Annotated in this window: 13 protein-coding genes and 2 tRNA genes; 13 read left to right on the top strand and 2 right to left on the bottom strand. The window is 71.7% G+C overall.

Features of this window, described 5'->3' with window-relative positions; genetic code table 11:
- The first annotated feature begins 1 nt into the window (after nucleotide 1).
- The 5 genes from kdpA (at nucleotide 2) to KV557_RS04445 (ending at nucleotide 7,920) form a co-directional block, all read left to right on the top strand.
- Nucleotides 2–1,663, top strand: coding sequence for a potassium-transporting ATPase subunit KdpA (gene kdpA, locus KV557_RS04425; RefSeq protein WP_218198297.1), 1,662 nt, complete (start codon nucleotides 2–4; stop codon nucleotides 1,661–1,663).
- The gene (gene kdpB, locus KV557_RS04430; protein WP_218198298.1) at nucleotides 1,663–3,777 is read left to right on the top strand and encodes a potassium-transporting ATPase subunit KdpB; all 2,115 of its coding nucleotides are present in this window, start codon (nucleotides 1,663–1,665) and stop codon (nucleotides 3,775–3,777) included. The genes kdpA and kdpB overlap by 1 nt, the downstream gene beginning before the upstream one ends.
- A gap of 23 nt (nucleotides 3,778–3,800) precedes the next feature.
- A complete protein-coding gene (gene kdpC, locus KV557_RS04435) occupies nucleotides 3,801–4,454 on the top strand; it encodes a K(+)-transporting ATPase subunit C (RefSeq protein WP_218198299.1) in 654 nt (217 codons plus the stop codon).
- A 154-nt stretch (nucleotides 4,455–4,608) separates the two neighbouring features.
- Complete coding sequence (locus tag KV557_RS04440; protein ID WP_218198303.1) at nucleotides 4,609–7,149, top strand: ATP-binding protein; 2,541 nt, start codon at nucleotides 4,609–4,611, stop codon at nucleotides 7,147–7,149.
- A 96-nt stretch (nucleotides 7,150–7,245) separates the two neighbouring features.
- The gene (locus KV557_RS04445) at nucleotides 7,246–7,920 is read left to right on the top strand and encodes a response regulator (RefSeq protein ID WP_218198304.1); all 675 of its coding nucleotides are present in this window, start codon (nucleotides 7,246–7,248) and stop codon (nucleotides 7,918–7,920) included.
- A gap of 248 nt (nucleotides 7,921–8,168) precedes the next feature.
- Here KV557_RS04445 and KV557_RS04450 read toward each other — a convergent pair whose 3' ends face one another.
- Nucleotides 8,169–9,440, bottom strand: a complete 1,272-nt coding sequence (locus KV557_RS04450) for a hydrolase (protein WP_218198306.1) — start codon at nucleotides 9,438–9,440, stop codon at nucleotides 8,169–8,171.
- A gap of 250 nt (nucleotides 9,441–9,690) precedes the next feature.
- On the opposite strand from KV557_RS04450, the gene KV557_RS04455 reads away from it, so the two are divergent.
- From KV557_RS04455 to KV557_RS04490, 8 genes are all read left to right on the top strand, one after another.
- Nucleotides 9,691–9,763: transfer RNA gene (locus KV557_RS04455), tRNA-Thr, on the top strand.
- Nucleotides 9,764–9,806: 43 nt separating this feature from the next.
- A tRNA-Met gene (locus tag KV557_RS04460) sits at nucleotides 9,807–9,879 on the top strand.
- 83 nt (nucleotides 9,880–9,962) lie between these two features.
- Nucleotides 9,963–10,127 (top strand): 50S ribosomal protein L33, encoded by a 165-nt coding sequence (gene rpmG, locus KV557_RS04465; protein ID WP_006604855.1) that lies wholly within the window; start codon nucleotides 9,963–9,965, stop codon nucleotides 10,125–10,127.
- A gap of 139 nt (nucleotides 10,128–10,266) precedes the next feature.
- The gene (locus KV557_RS04470; protein ID WP_218198308.1) at nucleotides 10,267–10,725 is read left to right on the top strand and encodes a MaoC family dehydratase N-terminal domain-containing protein; all 459 of its coding nucleotides are present in this window, start codon (nucleotides 10,267–10,269) and stop codon (nucleotides 10,723–10,725) included.
- Between the two features lie 5 nt (nucleotides 10,726–10,730).
- Nucleotides 10,731–11,153, top strand: coding sequence for a MaoC family dehydratase (locus KV557_RS04475; RefSeq protein ID WP_218198310.1), 423 nt, complete (start codon nucleotides 10,731–10,733; stop codon nucleotides 11,151–11,153).
- A 94-nt stretch (nucleotides 11,154–11,247) separates the two neighbouring features.
- On the top strand, nucleotides 11,248–11,811 hold the full coding sequence (locus KV557_RS04480) for a TetR/AcrR family transcriptional regulator (RefSeq protein ID WP_256176934.1): 564 nt from the start codon (nucleotides 11,248–11,250) through the stop codon (nucleotides 11,809–11,811).
- A gap of 85 nt (nucleotides 11,812–11,896) precedes the next feature.
- A complete protein-coding gene (locus tag KV557_RS04485) occupies nucleotides 11,897–13,360 on the top strand; it encodes an MFS transporter (protein WP_218198311.1) in 1,464 nt (487 codons plus the stop codon).
- 31 nt (nucleotides 13,361–13,391) lie between these two features.
- Nucleotides 13,392–14,474, top strand: a complete 1,083-nt coding sequence (locus tag KV557_RS04490; protein ID WP_218198313.1) for a UDP-N-acetylmuramate dehydrogenase — start codon at nucleotides 13,392–13,394, stop codon at nucleotides 14,472–14,474.
- A gap of 29 nt (nucleotides 14,475–14,503) precedes the next feature.
- Here KV557_RS04490 and KV557_RS04495 read toward each other — a convergent pair whose 3' ends face one another.
- Nucleotides 14,504–15,559, bottom strand: a complete 1,056-nt coding sequence (locus tag KV557_RS04495; protein ID WP_218198314.1) for an adenosine deaminase — start codon at nucleotides 15,557–15,559, stop codon at nucleotides 14,504–14,506.
- Between the last annotated feature and the right edge of the window lie 57 nt (nucleotides 15,560–15,616).

A 15,616-nucleotide genomic window follows, 5' to 3' on the forward strand; every position in this document is an offset into this window, starting at 1 on the left:
CATGGGATCCACTCTCGCAGGCTGGCTGCAGGCCATCGCCCTCGTCGGTGCGCTGGCCCTGTGCTACCGCCCCCTTGGCGACTACATCGCCAAGCTCCTCACCTCGGCCAAGCACCTCAGAGTCGAGCGCGGCATCTACAAGGTGATCGGGGTCGACGGCGACGCCGACCAGCGCTGGCCGGTCTACCTCCGCTCGGTGCTGGCCTTCTCGGCCGTCTCCGTCCTCTTCCTGTACGCCCTGATCCGGCTGCAGACCTTCCTGCTGCTGAACCTCGGCGTTCCGCAGATGGAGGGCCACCAGGCCTGGAACACCGCGATCTCGTTCGTCACCAACACCAACTGGCAGTCCTACAGCGGTGAGTCCGCGATGGGCCACCTGGTGCAGATGATGGGCCTCGCGGTCCAGAACTTCGTCTCCGCGGCCGTCGGCATCGCCGTCGTCGCCGCGCTGATCCGGGGCTTCACCCGGAACCGGACGGACCGGGTCGGCAACTTCTGGGTGGACCTCACCCGGATCTCGCTGCGGCTGCTGCTGCCGCTGTCGATCATCTTTGCCCTGGTCCTGGCCGCCACCGGTGTGGTCCAGAACTTCCACGGCTTCACCGAGGTCACCTCGCTGACCAACGAGGTCCAGAAGATCCCCGGCGGCCCGGTGGCCTCCCAGGAGGTCATCAAGCTCCTCGGCACCAACGGCGGTGGCTTCTACAACGCCAACTCGGCGCACCCGTTCGAGAACCCGACCGGCTTCTCGAACCTGATCGAGATCTTCCTGCTGCTGGTGATCGCCTTCGCCCTGCCGCGCACCTTCGGCCGCATGGTCGGCGACAACCGCCAGGGCTACGCGATCGTCGCCGTGATGGGCCTGTTCTGGATCGCCTCGGCCGCCCTGCTCACCTTCGCCGAGTCGCAGCACCACGGCACCGCCCTGCAGGCCGCGGGCGCCGCGATGGAGGGCAAGGAGCAGCGGTTCGGTATCGCCGCCTCCGGCCTGTTCGCCGCCTCGACCACGCTGACCTCGACCGGTGCGGTGAACTCCTTCCACGATTCGTTCACGCCGTTCGGCGGCGGGCTGACGATCTTCAACATGATGCTCGGCGAGATCGCGCCCGGCGGCACCGGCTCCGGCCTCTACGGCATGCTCGTGCTGGCCATCGTCGCGGTGTTCGTCGCCGGCCTGATGGTCGGCCGCACCCCCGAGTACCTGGGCAAGAAGCTCGGTGGCCGCGAGATGAAGTTCGCCTCGCTGTACATCCTCACCACCCCGACCATCGTGCTGGTCGGCACCGGTGTGGCGATGGCCCTGCCGGGCGAGCGGGCCGGGATGCTCAACTCGGGCGCCCACGGCTTCTCCGAGGTGCTCTACGCGTTCACCTCCGCCGCCAACAACAACGGCTCGGCCTTCGGCGGTATCACCGTCAACACCGACTGGTACGACACCGCGCTCGGCCTGGCGATGGTCTTCGGCCGCTTCCTGCCGATCGTCTTCGTCATGGCGCTGGCCGGCTCGCTCGCCCAGCAGCAGCCGGTCCCCGCCACCCCGGGCACCCTGCCCACCCACAAGCCGCTGTTCGTGGGCCTGCTGTCGGGCGTCATCCTGATCGTCGTCGGCCTCACCTACTTCCCGGCCCTGGCTCTCGGGCCGATCGCGGAAGGTCTCTCCTGATGTCCACCCCTACGCTCACCCCCGTACCGGCCGACAAGGCTGAGTCCGCCGCCCCGCACAGAGTCTCCAGCGGTCTGCTCGACCCGAAGCTGCTGCTCACCTCGCTGCCGGACGCGGTGAAGAAGCTCGACCCCCGGGTCATGGTCAAGAACCCGGTCATGTTCGTGGTCGAGGTCGGCTCGGTGGTCACCACCGTCTCCGCGATGGCCAACCCGTCCGTGTTCGCGTGGTCGATCACCGTCTGGCTCTGGCTGACCACGATCTTCGCCAACCTGGCCGAGGCCGTGGCCGAGGGCCGCGGCAAGGCCCAGGCCGACACCCTGCGCAAGACCAAGACCGAGAGCGTCGCCCGCCGCCTCACCAACTGGCCGGCCACGCAGGACGAGGAGGAGGTCCCGGGCACCGCCCTCAAGCTGGGCGACCACGTCGTGGTCGAGGCCGGCCAGGTCATCCCCGGTGACGGCGACGTCGTCGAGGGCGTCGCGAGCGTCGACGAGTCGGCGATCACCGGCGAGTCCGCGCCGGTCATCCGCGAGTCCGGCGGTGACCGCAGCGCCGTCACCGGCGGCACCAAGGTGCTGTCCGACCGGATCGTGGTGAAGATCGCCTCGGAGCCCGGCAAGTCGTTCATCGACCGGATGATCGCCCTGGTCGAGGGCGCCGCCCGGCAGAAGACGCCGAACGAGATCGCGCTCAACATCCTGCTCGCCTCGCTGACCATCGTCTTTCTGGTCGCGGTCGTCACGCTCCAGCCGATGGCCACCTTCGCGGGCGCCCCGCAGTCGATGATCGTCCTGGTCGCCCTGATCGTGGCGCTCATCCCGACCACCATCGGCGCGCTGCTCTCCGCGATCGGCATCGCCGGCATGGACCGGCTGGTGCAGCGCAACGTGCTGGCGATGTCCGGCCGCGCCGTCGAGGCCGCCGGCGACGTCAACACCCTGCTGCTCGACAAGACCGGCACCATCACCCTGGGCAACCGTCAGGCCGCCGAGTTCCTGCCCGCCCCGGGCGTGAGCACCGACGAACTGGCCAGCGCCGCGCAGCTGTCCTCGCTCGCCGACGAGACCCCCGAGGGCCGCTCGATCGTGGTCCTCGCCAAGACCGAGTACGGCCTGCGGGCCCGCGCCCAGGGCGAGCTGACGCATGCCACGTGGGTCCCGTTCACCGCCCAGACCCGCATGTCGGGTGTGGACCTGGACGAGGCCGAGGGAGTCCACCAGGTCCGCAAGGGCGCGGCCGGTGCCGTCTCCAACTGGGTGAGCGAGAACGGCGGTTCGGTCGGCGGCGAGGTCGCCGCCCTGGTCGACGGCATCTCCGCGGCCGGCGGCACCCCGCTGGTCGTGGCGGCCAAGGTCGGCGCCGAGCCCGCCCGCGTCCTCGGGGTCATCCACCTCAAGGACGTCGTCAAGGAGGGCATGCGGGAGCGCTTCGACGAGCTCCGCCGGATGGGCATCAAGACCATCATGATCACGGGCGACAACCCGCTGACCGCCAAGGCGATCGCGGAGGAGGCCGGCGTGGACGACTTCCTCGCCGAGGCCACGCCCGAGGACAAGATGGCCCTGATCAAGAAGGAGCAGGAGGGCGGCAAGCTGGTCGCGATGACCGGCGACGGCACCAACGACGCCCCCGCGCTCGCCCAGGCCGACGTCGGCGTCGCGATGAACACCGGGACCATGGCGGCCAAGGAGGCCGGCAACATGGTCGACCTGGACTCCAACCCGACCAAGCTGATCGAGATCGTCGAGATCGGCAAGCAGCTGCTCATCACCCGCGGCGCGCTGACCACCTTCTCGATCTCCAACGACGTGGCCAAGTACTTCGCGATCATCCCCGCGATGTTCGCCGGGGTCTACCCGGGCCTGAAGCACCTCAACATCATGGGCCTGCACAGCCCGCAGTCCGCGATCACCTCGGCGATCATCTTCAACGCCCTGGTCATCGTCGGCCTGATCCCGCTCGCCCTGCGCGGGGTCCGCTACCGCCCGGCCGACGCCAGCAGCCTGCTGACCCGCAACATCGGGATCTACGGCATCGGCGGCCTGATCGTGCCGTTCGTCGGGATCAAGCTGATCGACCTCGTCGTCCAGTTCATCCCCGGCCTCAGCTGACGCAGGGAAAGGAGAAAAGCATCATGTCCAAGCCCCTGCCGACGACCGTCCGCACCCACTTCACCGCGCTGCGGATGCTGCTCGTCCTCACGGTGATCCTCGGGATCGCCTACCCGCTGCTGGTCACCGGCGTCAGCCAGGTCGCCTTCAGCGACAAGGCCAACGGCTCGATCGTGAAGTCCGACGGCAAGGCGATCGGTTCCAGCCTGCTCGGCCAGAACTACAACCTGCCGAAGAAGGCCCCTTCCGATTCAACTACGGGGGCCGACCCGAAGGAGGACCCGGTGCCGGACCCGAAGTGGTTCCAGCCCCGGCCGTCCGCCGCCGGGACCGGCTACGACGGATCCTCCTCGGGTGCCTCCAACCTCGGCCCGAACAGCGACGACCTGCTGAAGCTCGTCAACGACCGTCGCGCCGCCGCCGCCCAGCTCGACGGGGTCGACCCGGCGAGCGTCCCGGCGGACGCGCTGACCGCCTCCGGCTCCGGCCTCGACCCGCACATCTCGGTCGCCTACGCCAAGGAGCAGATCAACCGGGTCGCCAAGGAGCGCAACCTGCCGGTGGACACCGTCGCCAAGCTGGTCGACAAGTACACCGAAGGCCGCTCGCTCGGCTTCCTCGGCCAGGAGGGCGTCAACGTCGTCCTCCTCAACAAGGCACTTGCCCAGGAAAAGTGAGCGCAGGAGAAGTGACGGCCGAACGGCTGAAGCAGTGAAAGGGCCGACCCGGGCCGGGGCACCACCCCGCGCCCGGGTCGGCCGCCGTACATCCCGACCCCGGTGCGAGGGCGCCCTGGCAGGCCGCCTCGCAGGACACGAAAGAGCAGCGCCCATGGCCCGCGACCTCACCCCAGGCACCGGCACCCGCAGCGGCCGGCTGCGGGTGTACCTCGGTTCCGCCCCCGGGGTCGGCAAGACCTACCGGATGCTCGACGAGGCCCGGCGCAGACAGGAGCGCGGGGCCGACGTCGTCGTCGGGTACATCGAGTGCCACGGTCGCCGCTACACCGAGGGCATGCTGACCGGCCTGGAGGTCCTGCCGCGGGTCCGGCGCTCCTACCGGGACGCCGAGTTCGAGGAGATGGACCTCGACACCGTGCTCGCCCGCCGCCCCGCCGTCGTCCTGGTCGACGAACTCGCGCACACCAACATCCCCGGCGGCCGCAACGCCAAGCGCTGGCAGGACGTCGAGGACCTGCTCGCCGCCGGCATCGACGTCATCAGCACCGTCAACATCCAGCACCTGGAGTCGCTGAACGACGTCGTCCAGAAGATCACCGGGATCCCGCAGCGCGAGACCGTCCCGGACGAGGTGGTCCGCCGGGCCGACCAGATCGAACTCGTCGACATGGCCCCGCAGGCGCTGCGCCGCCGCATGGCCCACGGCAACGTCTACAAGGCGGAGAAGGTGGACGCGGCACTCTCCAACTACTTCCGGGTCGGCAACCTCACCGCCCTGCGCGAACTCGCCCTGCTCTGGGTCGCCGGGCGGGTCGACGAGGGCCTGCGCGACTACCGGGCCAACCACAACATCGACCGGGTCTGGGAGACCCGCGAACGCGTCGTGGTCGCCCTCACCGGCGGCCCCGAGGGCGAGACGATCATCCGCCGCGCCGCCCGGATCGCCGACCGCACCGCCGGCGGCGAGCTCCTGGCCGTCCACGTGACCAGGAGCGACGGCCTGGCCGGCGCCTCCTCCGGCGCGCTCGCCCAGCAGCGGCAGCTGGTCGAGACCCTCGGCGGCAGCTACCACGTGGTGGTCGGCGACGACATCCCCACCGCGCTGCTGGCCTTCGCCCGCGCCCACGACGCCACCCAGCTGGTGCTCGGCACCAGCCGCCGCGGCCGGATCAACCGCTTCCTCACCGGCCCCGGCATCGGCGAGACCACCGTGGACGCCTCCGAGGACATCGACGTCCACATGGTCACCCACGAGTTCACCGGCCGAGGCCGGCTGCCCTCGCTCGGCCGCCGCCACTCCAAGCGCCGCACCATCGCCGGCTACGTCGCCGGCTTCGTGCTGCCCTGGGTGCTGACCGGGATCCTCTCCCAGGCGCACCACTCGGTGAACCTCACCACCGACGCCCTGATTTTCCAGCTCGGCGTGGTCATCGTCGCCCTGCTCGGCGGCGCCACCTCCGCGCTGCTGGCCGCGGTCATCGCCTCGCTGCTGCTCAACTACTTCTTCATCCCGCCCGTCTACACCCTGACCATCACCGAGACCAACAACATCGTCGCCCTGGTGGTCTTCGCCGCCGTCGCGCTCGCCGTCTCCACCGTCGTCGACCACGCCAGCCGGCTCACCAGCCGGGCCGCCCGCGCCACCGCCGAGGCCGAGACGCTCTCCACCCTGGCCGGCAGCGTGCTGCGCGGCGCCGACGCGCTGCCCGCGCTGCTGGAGAAGTCCCGGACGGCCTTCGGCATGGACTCCGTCGCCCTGCTCTCCCGCACCGGCGGCGAGGTGCTGGCCCACTGCGAGGCGGAGCATCCCGGCGCCGGGCAGAACAGCGAGACCACCGAGGTGCCGGTCGGCCCCGACGCCGTCCTGGTGCTCACCGGCCGTCGCCTGCCCGCCGCCGACCAGCGCGTCCTCACCGCCTTCGCCGCCCACGTCGCCGCCGCGCTGGAGCGCGATCGGCTCGCCGTGGTCGCCGCCGAGGTCGAGCCGATCAAGGCCGCCGACCGGATGCGCACCGCCCTGCTCGCCGCCGTCAGCCACGACCTGCGCACCCCGCTCGCCGCTGCGCTCGCCTCGGTCGGCTCGCTGCGCAGCCCCGACGTCGAGTTCTCGTCCGAGGACCAGGCCGAACTCCTCGCCACCGCCGACGAGTCGCTGGTCAAGCTCACCCGCCTGGTCGACAACCTGCTCGACATGAGCCGCCTCCAGGCCGGCGCGCTCACCCTGCACCTCACCGAGACCCACCTCGACGAGATCCTGCCCCGGGCGCTCGACAGCCTCCCCGACCCGTACGCGCCGGTCCAGCCGCTCGACCTGGACACTGCCCCGCCGGTGCTCGCCGACCCGCCGCTGCTGGAGCGGGTCCTCGCCAACGTGATCACCAACGCGCTGCGCCACAACGCGCCCGGCGCGCCCGTCCTGGTCACCGCCAGCCACCACGCCGACCTGGTCGAGATCCGGGTGATCGACCGCGGCCCCGGCATCGCCCCCGAGGACCGCGACCGGGTCTTCCTGCCGTTCCAGCGCCTCGGCGACACCGACAACACCACCGGCGTCGGCCTGGGCCTCGCCCTCTCGCGCGGCCTCGCCGAGGCCATGGGCGGCAGCCTGGAGGTCGAGGACACCCCGGGCGGCGGCACCACGATGCTGCTCACCCTGCCCGCCGCCGCTCGGGAGGAGCCTGTGCATGAGTGAGCGATGGGGGTACCCCCGGCCGAAGGCTGGGGGAGAACGAATCGTCGGAAGGTGCGTGTCTCGCGAAGCGACCGCCGAGCGAAGCGAGGAGGACGCATGAGTGAGATTTTGATCGTCGACGACGAGCCGGCACTACTGCGCACCCTGCGGATCAACCTCAGCGCCCGCCACTACGCCGTCCGGACGGCCGCCAGCGGCGGCGAGGCGCTGGACCGTGCCGCCCACACCTCCCCGGACGCCGTCCTGCTCGACCTCGGCCTGCCGGACCTGGACGGCATGGACGTCCTGCGCGGCCTGCGCAGCCACAGCGCGATGCCGATCATCGTGCTCTCCGGCCGCTCCGGCGCCGCCGACAAGGTGGACGCCCTCGACGCGGGCGCGGACGACTACCTCACCAAGCCCTTCCAGATGGAGGAGCTGCTGGCCCGGCTGCGTGCCGTTCTGCGCCGGCCGTTAGGCGGGGTCCCGCTGCTCCAGCCGGTGATCGGCGACCACACCGTGGACCTCGCCGCCACCACCGTCACCGGCCCGGCAGGCCCGGTCCGGCTCACCCCGACGGAGTGGCGCATCCTCGCCCTGCTGCTCGCCAACCCGGGCCGGCTGGTGCCGGGCAAGCAGATCCTGCGCGAGGTGTGGGGGCCGGCCCAGGAGGGGCGCGGCAACTACCTGCGGGTCTACCTGGCGGGGCTGCGCCGCAAGCTGGAGCGCGACCCGGCCCGGCCGCGCCACCTGATCACCGAGCCGGGCATCGGGTACCGCTACGAGCCCTGATCGGCCGATCCGTTAACGACCCGTCAAGAGCCGGTCGTTCGCCGACAGGAGAGCGTCAAGGCCGGTCAGGGACGGTCATTCGCGGGCGTAGCGTCAGTGTTGTCCGAGCGGGCCCGGCTCCAATGTGGGGGAGGCCGGGGACCGCTCCCGCCGCCGCAAGGCGGCCAGCAGGTGGGGGAGGGGCGCGCGATTCACTCGCGCGCCCCTACGCCTTTCCGGCCGTTCCGCTGCGTCTTTGTCGGGCCGGCTCAGCCCCCGCCCGTACTCCCCGACTGCCGCGGCAGCGCCAGGACCACGGTGTCCGCGAACTCCCGTACCGCGCTGGTCCGGCTGACCACCCGCCCGCTGTGCACCACCAGCCGGCTGTGCCCGCCCGCGAGCGCCCCGGCCAGGCTGTCCCCGCGCACCGCCAGCAGCTCCGCCGGGAACCCGGCGTCCACCCGCACCGGCGGCAGCCCGAGCGCCAGCCGCGCCTGGTTCGCCACCGCGTCGTACGCCGCCTCCGGGTCCAGCGCCCCGCTCGCCGCCAGCAGGTACGCGGCCTCCAGCGGATCCGCCCGGCCGACCGGGTTGGCCTGGTCCCGCAGCGCGCCGCTGCCCGCCGACAGCGGCACCCGCGCCTCCGTCAACTCCCGCAGCAGGCCCGGCCGCAGGCCCGTCGAGCGCCCCTCCAGCCCGGAGCAGCCGCCGTTCTGCGGCAGGCACACCACCCGCACCCCGGCGGTGGCCAGCACCGTCGCCGCACCCCGGGCCAGCGACCCGCACGGGCCCAGCGTCACCCGCGGCCGCAGCGGCGCCAACGCGCCGACCAGCCGCGCGAGTTGGGCCGGGTCGCCGGCGGTGGTGTGCAGGTCCACCGGGCAGTCCGCCTCCCGGGCGGCCTCCAGCAGCACCTGCACGTACCCGGACGGATCCGGGTCCAGCTCCGGGCAGCCGCCGGCCGCGGTGGCGCCCAGCTTGAGCGCGTCGCGCAGCTGCGCCCGGCCGTCCGCCCCGGCCCGGCCGGTGAGCAGCCGGGGCATCGCCACCGCCTGGAGCTCGGCCAGCCCGCGCAGCGCCTGCCGGGCGGTGAGCACCGCCTCCAGCCGGCGCAGCCCGTGCACGTCGCCGATCCGGACGTGGGTGCGCTGGGCGGTGGCGCCGTAGCCGAGCGAGGTGAGCGCGGCCTCGGTGACCCGGCGGGTGAGGTCGGTGGACGTCTCCGGCGGCGGGGTGGGCAGCGCGGCGGAGAAGGCGACGTCGTAGTGGGCGTGCGCCTCGGCCGGGGCCGGCAGCAGCAGGTAGCCCTTGAGGTCGATCCGGGCGCCGGTGGTGACGGTGGGCGTGCCGGGCATCGCGGGCAGCGGGCCGAGGCTGCCGACGGTGCCGACGGCCTGGATCCGGTCGCCGCTGATCCGGACGTCCACCACCCGCCCGTCGGCCAGCCGGGCGCCGGTGAGCAGGAGGACCGGACCGTGCCCTAGCGGGTTGGCCGCCGGGTCGGGCCCCGGGCGCGGCCCGTCGGCGGCTGCGCTGTCCATCGCCGGCTCCTTCTCGCGCTGGCCCGTCGGGTGCCAGGCCGTCCCGATCAATGAGCGTCGAGCCTATGGCGCGCGGGGGCGGGGCGCAGGGAGGCGGGCAATAGTCGTATCGGGTCGGGCCGCGAGGCGCGTGGGCCGATCGAACGCGGGGCCTTGGATCGCTCGGACGTCCACCTCGCCGACCTGCGGTCTTCGCGCCGGGATACGGATTTCACCTCTGGGCGCGGAACGTGTAATCTCTTCCTCGTTCGCCCCTATAGCTCAGTCGGTAGAGCGTCTCCATGGTAAGGAGAAGGTCTGCGGTTCGATTCCGCATGGGGGCTCTGGTGAAAAGCAGTCAGCTTCGGCTGTGCTGCGGATCACTGTGGCGGTGTAGCTCAGTTGGTAGAGCAAGCGGCTCATAATCGCTGTGTCACCGGTTCAAGTCCGGTCACCGCTACCCCGCGTAGTCGGTCGGGAGATCGCACTCCCGGTCGGCTACTCTTGTTGTGTTCTTATTCGTTGTCCAAGGAAGGCACTCCCGTGGCTGCCACCGACGTCCGCCCGAAGATCACGCTGGCCTGCGTGGAGTGCAAGGAGCGGAACTACATCACCAAGAAGAACCGGCGCAACGACCCGGACCGTCTTGAGATGAAGAAGCACTGCCCCCGCTGCAACTCGCACACCGCGCACCGCGAGACCCGCTGACCCTGTCGCAGGGCATCGGGCCTGTGTGAACTCAGGTCTTCGACTCCGGGCCGCATCCCTCACTGGGTGCGGTCCGGAGTCTTTTTCGTATCCACCCGCGTATCCACCCGCGTATCCACCGCGTCTTCGAGGAGCTGCCATGGCGCTCGATCCCTCCTTCATCGGGCGGACCTATCCGCCGACCGAGCCGTACGAGGTCGGCCGGGAGAAGATCCGCGAGTTCGCCGTCGCCGTCGGTGACGGGAACCCCGCCTACACCGACCCGGAGGCGGCCAAGGCGCTCGGCCACCCGGACGTGATCGCCCCGCCGACCTTCCCGTTCGTGCTCACCTACCGGGCGGCGGCCCAGGTGGTCGAGGACCCGGAGCTGGGCCTGGACTTCAGCCGGGTCGTGCACGGCGACCAGAAGTTCGCGTACACCCGCCCGGTGCGGGCCGGCGACCGGCTGTCGGTCGTGGTGACCATCGACAACATCAAGTCGCTGGCGGGCAACGACGTGCTCACCGTCCGCGGCGAGGTGACGGACGCGACCGGCGAGCACGTGGTGACGTCGGTCATGACCCTGGTGGCCCGGGCCGCCGACGAGGCGGGGGAGTGAGCACGATGGCGATCAGCTACGACGAGGTCGAGGTCGGCACCGAGCTGCCGGCGCAGTCCTTCCCCGTGACCCGCGACACCCTGGTGCGCTACGCGGGCGCCTCCGGCGACTTCAACCCGATCCACTGGAACGAGAAGTTCGCCCTGGAGGTCGGCCTCCCCGACGTCATCGCCCATGGCATGTTCACCATGGCCGAGGCGATCCGCGTGGTCACCGACTGGGTCGGCGACCCGGCCGCCGTCGTCGAGTACGGAGTCCGCTTCACCCGCCCGGTCCCGGTCCCCAACGACGGCGTGGGTGCGGTGATCGAGGTCAGCGGCAAGGTCGCCAAGCTCCTCGACGACCGCAAGGTCCAGATCGACCTCCTCGCCACCACCGGCGGCCAGAAGGTCCTCGGCCTGTCCAGGGCCGTCGTCCGCCTGGCTTAGCCTGCCCTACCCTCCGTCCGCCCGCGGCGGGGCCTCCCCGCCGTGGGCGGCTCGGGCCTTGCGTAGGTAGTGATTGGCCACTAACTTTGATCTCATGGCGAGGACGAGCATGCGGATGAGCGCGGAGGAACGGCGCGAGAGCGTCATCCGTGCCGCGATGATCGAGTTCGCCAGGAGCGGGTACCGCGGCACCTCCACCGAGACGATCGCCCGCCGGGTGGGCGTCTCGCAGCCGTACCTGTTCCGGCTCTTCCCGAGCAAGCAGGCCATCTTCGCCGCCGCCGCCGAGCGCTGCATCGAGGAGACCTGGAAGGTCTTCGACGAGGCCTCGGCCGGGCTCACCGGCGAGGAGGCCAGGGTGGCGATGTCCCGTGCCTACGCGGGCCTGGTCGAGGACCGCGAGCGGCTGATGATGCAGATGCAGCTCTATGTCTCGGTGTTCGCCGCCGAGATGGCCGGCGAGGGGGACATCGGGGAGGCTGCCCGGAAGCTCTGGCGAGAGCTGTTCGAGCGGGTGCGGATCCGCGTCGGCGGCGACGTGAAGGACGCCACGCAGTTCATGGCGTACGGAATGCTGGTCAACACGCTGGTCGCCCTGGGCTATCCCCGGGAGGACCGGATGTGGGACGGCTTCGACCAGCACGACGGGTGCGAGTAGCGGGCCGCACGGTGGTGTCCGCGCGGCCCTTTTTCGGCCCATGAAAGTTATTGATCAATAACTACCTTGAGGAGTTGGGGGAGTCATGCCGGAGAAACCGGCCCTCGGCAGAGCCGCGACCTGGACTTTGGTGATCGTCAGCACGGCCGGCTTCATGGCCAGCCTGGACAACCTGGTCGTCACCACCGCACTGCCGTCGATCCGCGAGGAGCTCGGCGGCGGGCTGTCCGACCTCGAATGGACGGTCAGCGCCTACACCCTGAGCTTCGCCGTCCTCCTGATGTTCGGAGCCGCCCTCGGTGACCGGTTCGGTCGCCGCCGGCTCTTCCTCGCCAGTCTCACGGTCTTCACCGCCGGCTCCGCCGCGGCCGCGCTCTCCCCGGGCATCGGCGCGCTGATCGCGGCCCGGGCCGTCCAGGGCACCGGGGCAGCGGTGATGATGCCGCTCACCCTCACCCTGCTCACCACCGCCGTGCCCGAGGCCAAACGGGGGCTGGTCTTCGGCATCTGGTCCGGCGTCACCGGCCTCGCCGTCGCCACCGGACCGCTGATCGGCGGCTCCCTGACCGAGCACTTCTCCTGGCAGTGGATCTTCTGGCTGAACGTCCCGATCGGCCTCGCCCTGCTGCCGCTCGCCGCCCGCCGGCTCAGCGAGAGCCGCGGGACCAGCCCGGCCCTGGACGGGCCCGGCACCGTGCTGGTCAGCCTCGGGATGTTCGGGATCGTGCTCGGTCTGATCCGCGGCAACCCGGACGGCTGGACCAGCCCGCTGGTGCTCACCGCGCTGATCGGCGGCGGCGTGCTGCTGGCCGCCTTCGTCGGGTACGAGCTGTGGGTGGCCGCCCACCCGATGCTGCCGATGCGGCTGTTCCGCAGCCGGGCCTTCTCCGCCGTCAACGCGGCGAGCCTGCTGATGTTCCTCGGGATGTTCGGCTCGATCTTCCTGATCAGCCAGCACCTTCAGGGCGTCGGCGGCTACAGCCCGCAGGAGGCGGGGCTGCGGATGCTCCCGTGGACGGCGATGCCGCTGTTCGTCGCCCCGGTCGCGGGCATCCTCTCGGACCGGATCGGCGGCCGGCCGATCGTGGTCACCGGGCTGGTGCTCCAGGCCGCCGGACTGGCGCTCTACGCGGCGGTCACCGACGGCGCGACCGGGTTCGACTACCCGGCCCAGATCCCCGCGATCGTGATCTGCGGGATCGGCATGTCGCTGTACTTCGCGCCGACCGCCAACCTGGTGATGGCGAGCGTCCGGCCGCAGGAGCAGGGGATCGCCTCCGGCGCCAACAACGCGGTGCGCGAGGTCGGCGGGGCACTCGGGATCGCCGTCCTCTCGGCGGTGTTCTCGGCGCAGGGCGGCTACCAGTCGGCGCAGGCCTTCACGGACGGTCTGGTGCCCGCGCTGTACGTCGGTGCGGCGGCCGTCGGGGTCGGGGCGGTCTGTGCGGCGCTCATCCCGCGTCGGCGGAAGGCGGCCCCGGCGGCGGCCCCGGCGGTGGAGCCGGCGGTGGAGCCGGCGGGGAAGCCGGTTGCAGCCGCGCGGACCTGAGGACGACGTGGCCGGGAGGAAAGGGTTGCCGATGGGAAGCCCTTTCCTCTTCACCCGTACGCTGGTGGGCGTGCTGGTAGAAAACGACGCTCCGCTTGCTCCGCTGACCACGCTCCGGCTCGGTGGGCCGGCCCGGCGGCTGGTGACCGCGTACACCGATGACGAGGTGATCGCCGCCGTCCGGGAGGCCGATGCGGCGGGTGAGCCGCTGCTGGTTCTCGGTGGCGGCTCGAATCTGGTGATCGGGGACGCCGGGTTCCCCGGGACGGTGCTGCGGATCGCCACCTCCGGGTTCGCGCTGGACGGGACCGTGCTGGAGCTGGCGGCCGGGGAGGTGTGGTCGGAGGCGGTGACCCGGGCGGTCCGCGAGCACGGGCTGGCCGGTGTCGAGTTCCTGGCGGGGATTCCCGGCTCGGCCGGTGCCACCCCGGTGCAGAACGTCGGGGCGTACGGCCAGGAGGTCGCGCAGACGATCACCGAGGTGGTCGCGTACGACCGCACGGCGGGCGAGGTGGTCACGCTGGGCAACGCCGAGTGCGCGTTCTCCTACCGGCACAGCCGCTTCAAGGCCGAGCCGGACCGCTACGTGGTGCTGCGGGTGCGGTTCGCCCTCGCCCACAACGACGGGCTCTCCAGCCCGGTCAAGTACGTCGAGGTGGCGAAGCACTTCGGCGTCGAGCAGGGCGAGCGGGTGCCGCTGGAGAAGGCTCACGACGCGGTGCTCGGCCTGCGCTCCGGCAAGGGCATGGTGCTGGACCCGGCGGACCACGACACCTGGTCGGCGGGCTCGTTCTTCACCAACCCGGTGCTCACGGCCGCGCAGTACGAGTCCTTCCGCACCCGTCCCGGCACCGAGAACGCCCCCGCCTACCCGGCGCCGGAGGGCTGCACCAAGACCTCGGCCGCCTGGCTGATCGACCGGGCCGGCTTCGGCAAGGGCTACGGCAGCGGCCCGGCGACGCTCTCCACCAAGCACACGCTGGCGCTCACCAACCGCGGCTCCGCCACCGCCGAGGACCTGCTCGCACTCGCCCGGGAGATCCGGGACGGGGTGCGGGAGGCCTTCGGGGTGGAGCTGGTCAACGAGCCGGTCATGGTCGGGGTCGCGCTCTGAGCAGGACGTCCTCCGAGGCCTGAGGCTCGCTACGGGGTGACGCTCCGGTCGGCGCTGCCGTCGGCCAGCCAGGCGTCGATGTCCGCCAGCAGTTCCTTGCGGACGGTCTCCGGCGCGCACGAGCCGCGCACCGACTGCCGTGCCAGCTCGGCGAGTTCGGTGTCGCCGAAGCCCAGGACGTCGCGGGCGAGGTCGTACTGGGCGGCCAGCCGGCTGCCGAACAGCAGCGGGTCGTCCGCGCCGAGCGCCAGCGGCACGCCCGCGTCGAACAGCTTCCGCAGCGGGACGTCCTCGGGGCGCTCGTAGACGCCCAGGGAGACGTTGGACGACGGGCAGACCTCGCAGGTGACCTGGCGGTCGGCCAGCCGCTGCATCAGCCGCGGGTCCTCGGCGGCCCGGACGCCGTGGCCGATCCGGCCGGCGCCCAGGTCGTCCAGGCAGTCCCGGACCGACTCCGGCCCGGCCAGCTCGCCGCCGTGCGGGGCGGCCATGAGCCCGCCCTTGCGGGCGATCTCGAAGGCCCGGTCGAAGTCCCGGGCGAGGCCGCGGCGCTCGTCGTTGGAGAGGCCGAAGCCGACCACACCGCGGTCGGTGTAGCGGACGGCGAGCCGGGCCAGCGTCCGGGCGTCCATCGGGGACTTCATCCGGTTCGCCGCGACCAGCACCCGGATGCCCACCCCGGTGGCCTCGGCGGCCTGCTCGACGGCGTCCAGGATCAGCTCCAGCGCGGGGATCAGCCCGCCCAGCCGGGGCGCGTACGAGGTCGGGTCGACCTGGATCTCCAGCCAGCGGGAGCCGTCCCGCCGTTCGTCCTGCGCGGTCTCCAGGACCAGCCGGCGGATGTCGTCCTCGTCCCGGAGCACCGAGCGGGCGGTGTCGTAGAGGCGCTGGAAGCGGAACCAGCCGCGTTCGTCGGTCGCCCGCAGTTTGGGCGGCTCGCCGGAACTGAGTGCCTCCGGCAGCCGGACGCCGTGCTTGTCGGCCAGCTCCAGCAGGGTGGCGGGGCGCATCGAGCCGGTGAAGTGCAGGTGCAGATGGGCCTTCGGAAGGTCCCTGACGTCTCGCGGATTCAACAGGCGTTCCATTCGCCGATACTGCCGTATCGGGCCCCCAAACGGGAACCGCCCTCTTCTCGTCCCCCG

The sequence above is a fragment of the Kitasatospora aureofaciens genome, from assembly GCF_019192735.1.
Taxonomy (GTDB): domain Bacteria; phylum Actinomycetota; class Actinomycetes; order Streptomycetales; family Streptomycetaceae; genus Kitasatospora; species Kitasatospora aureofaciens_A.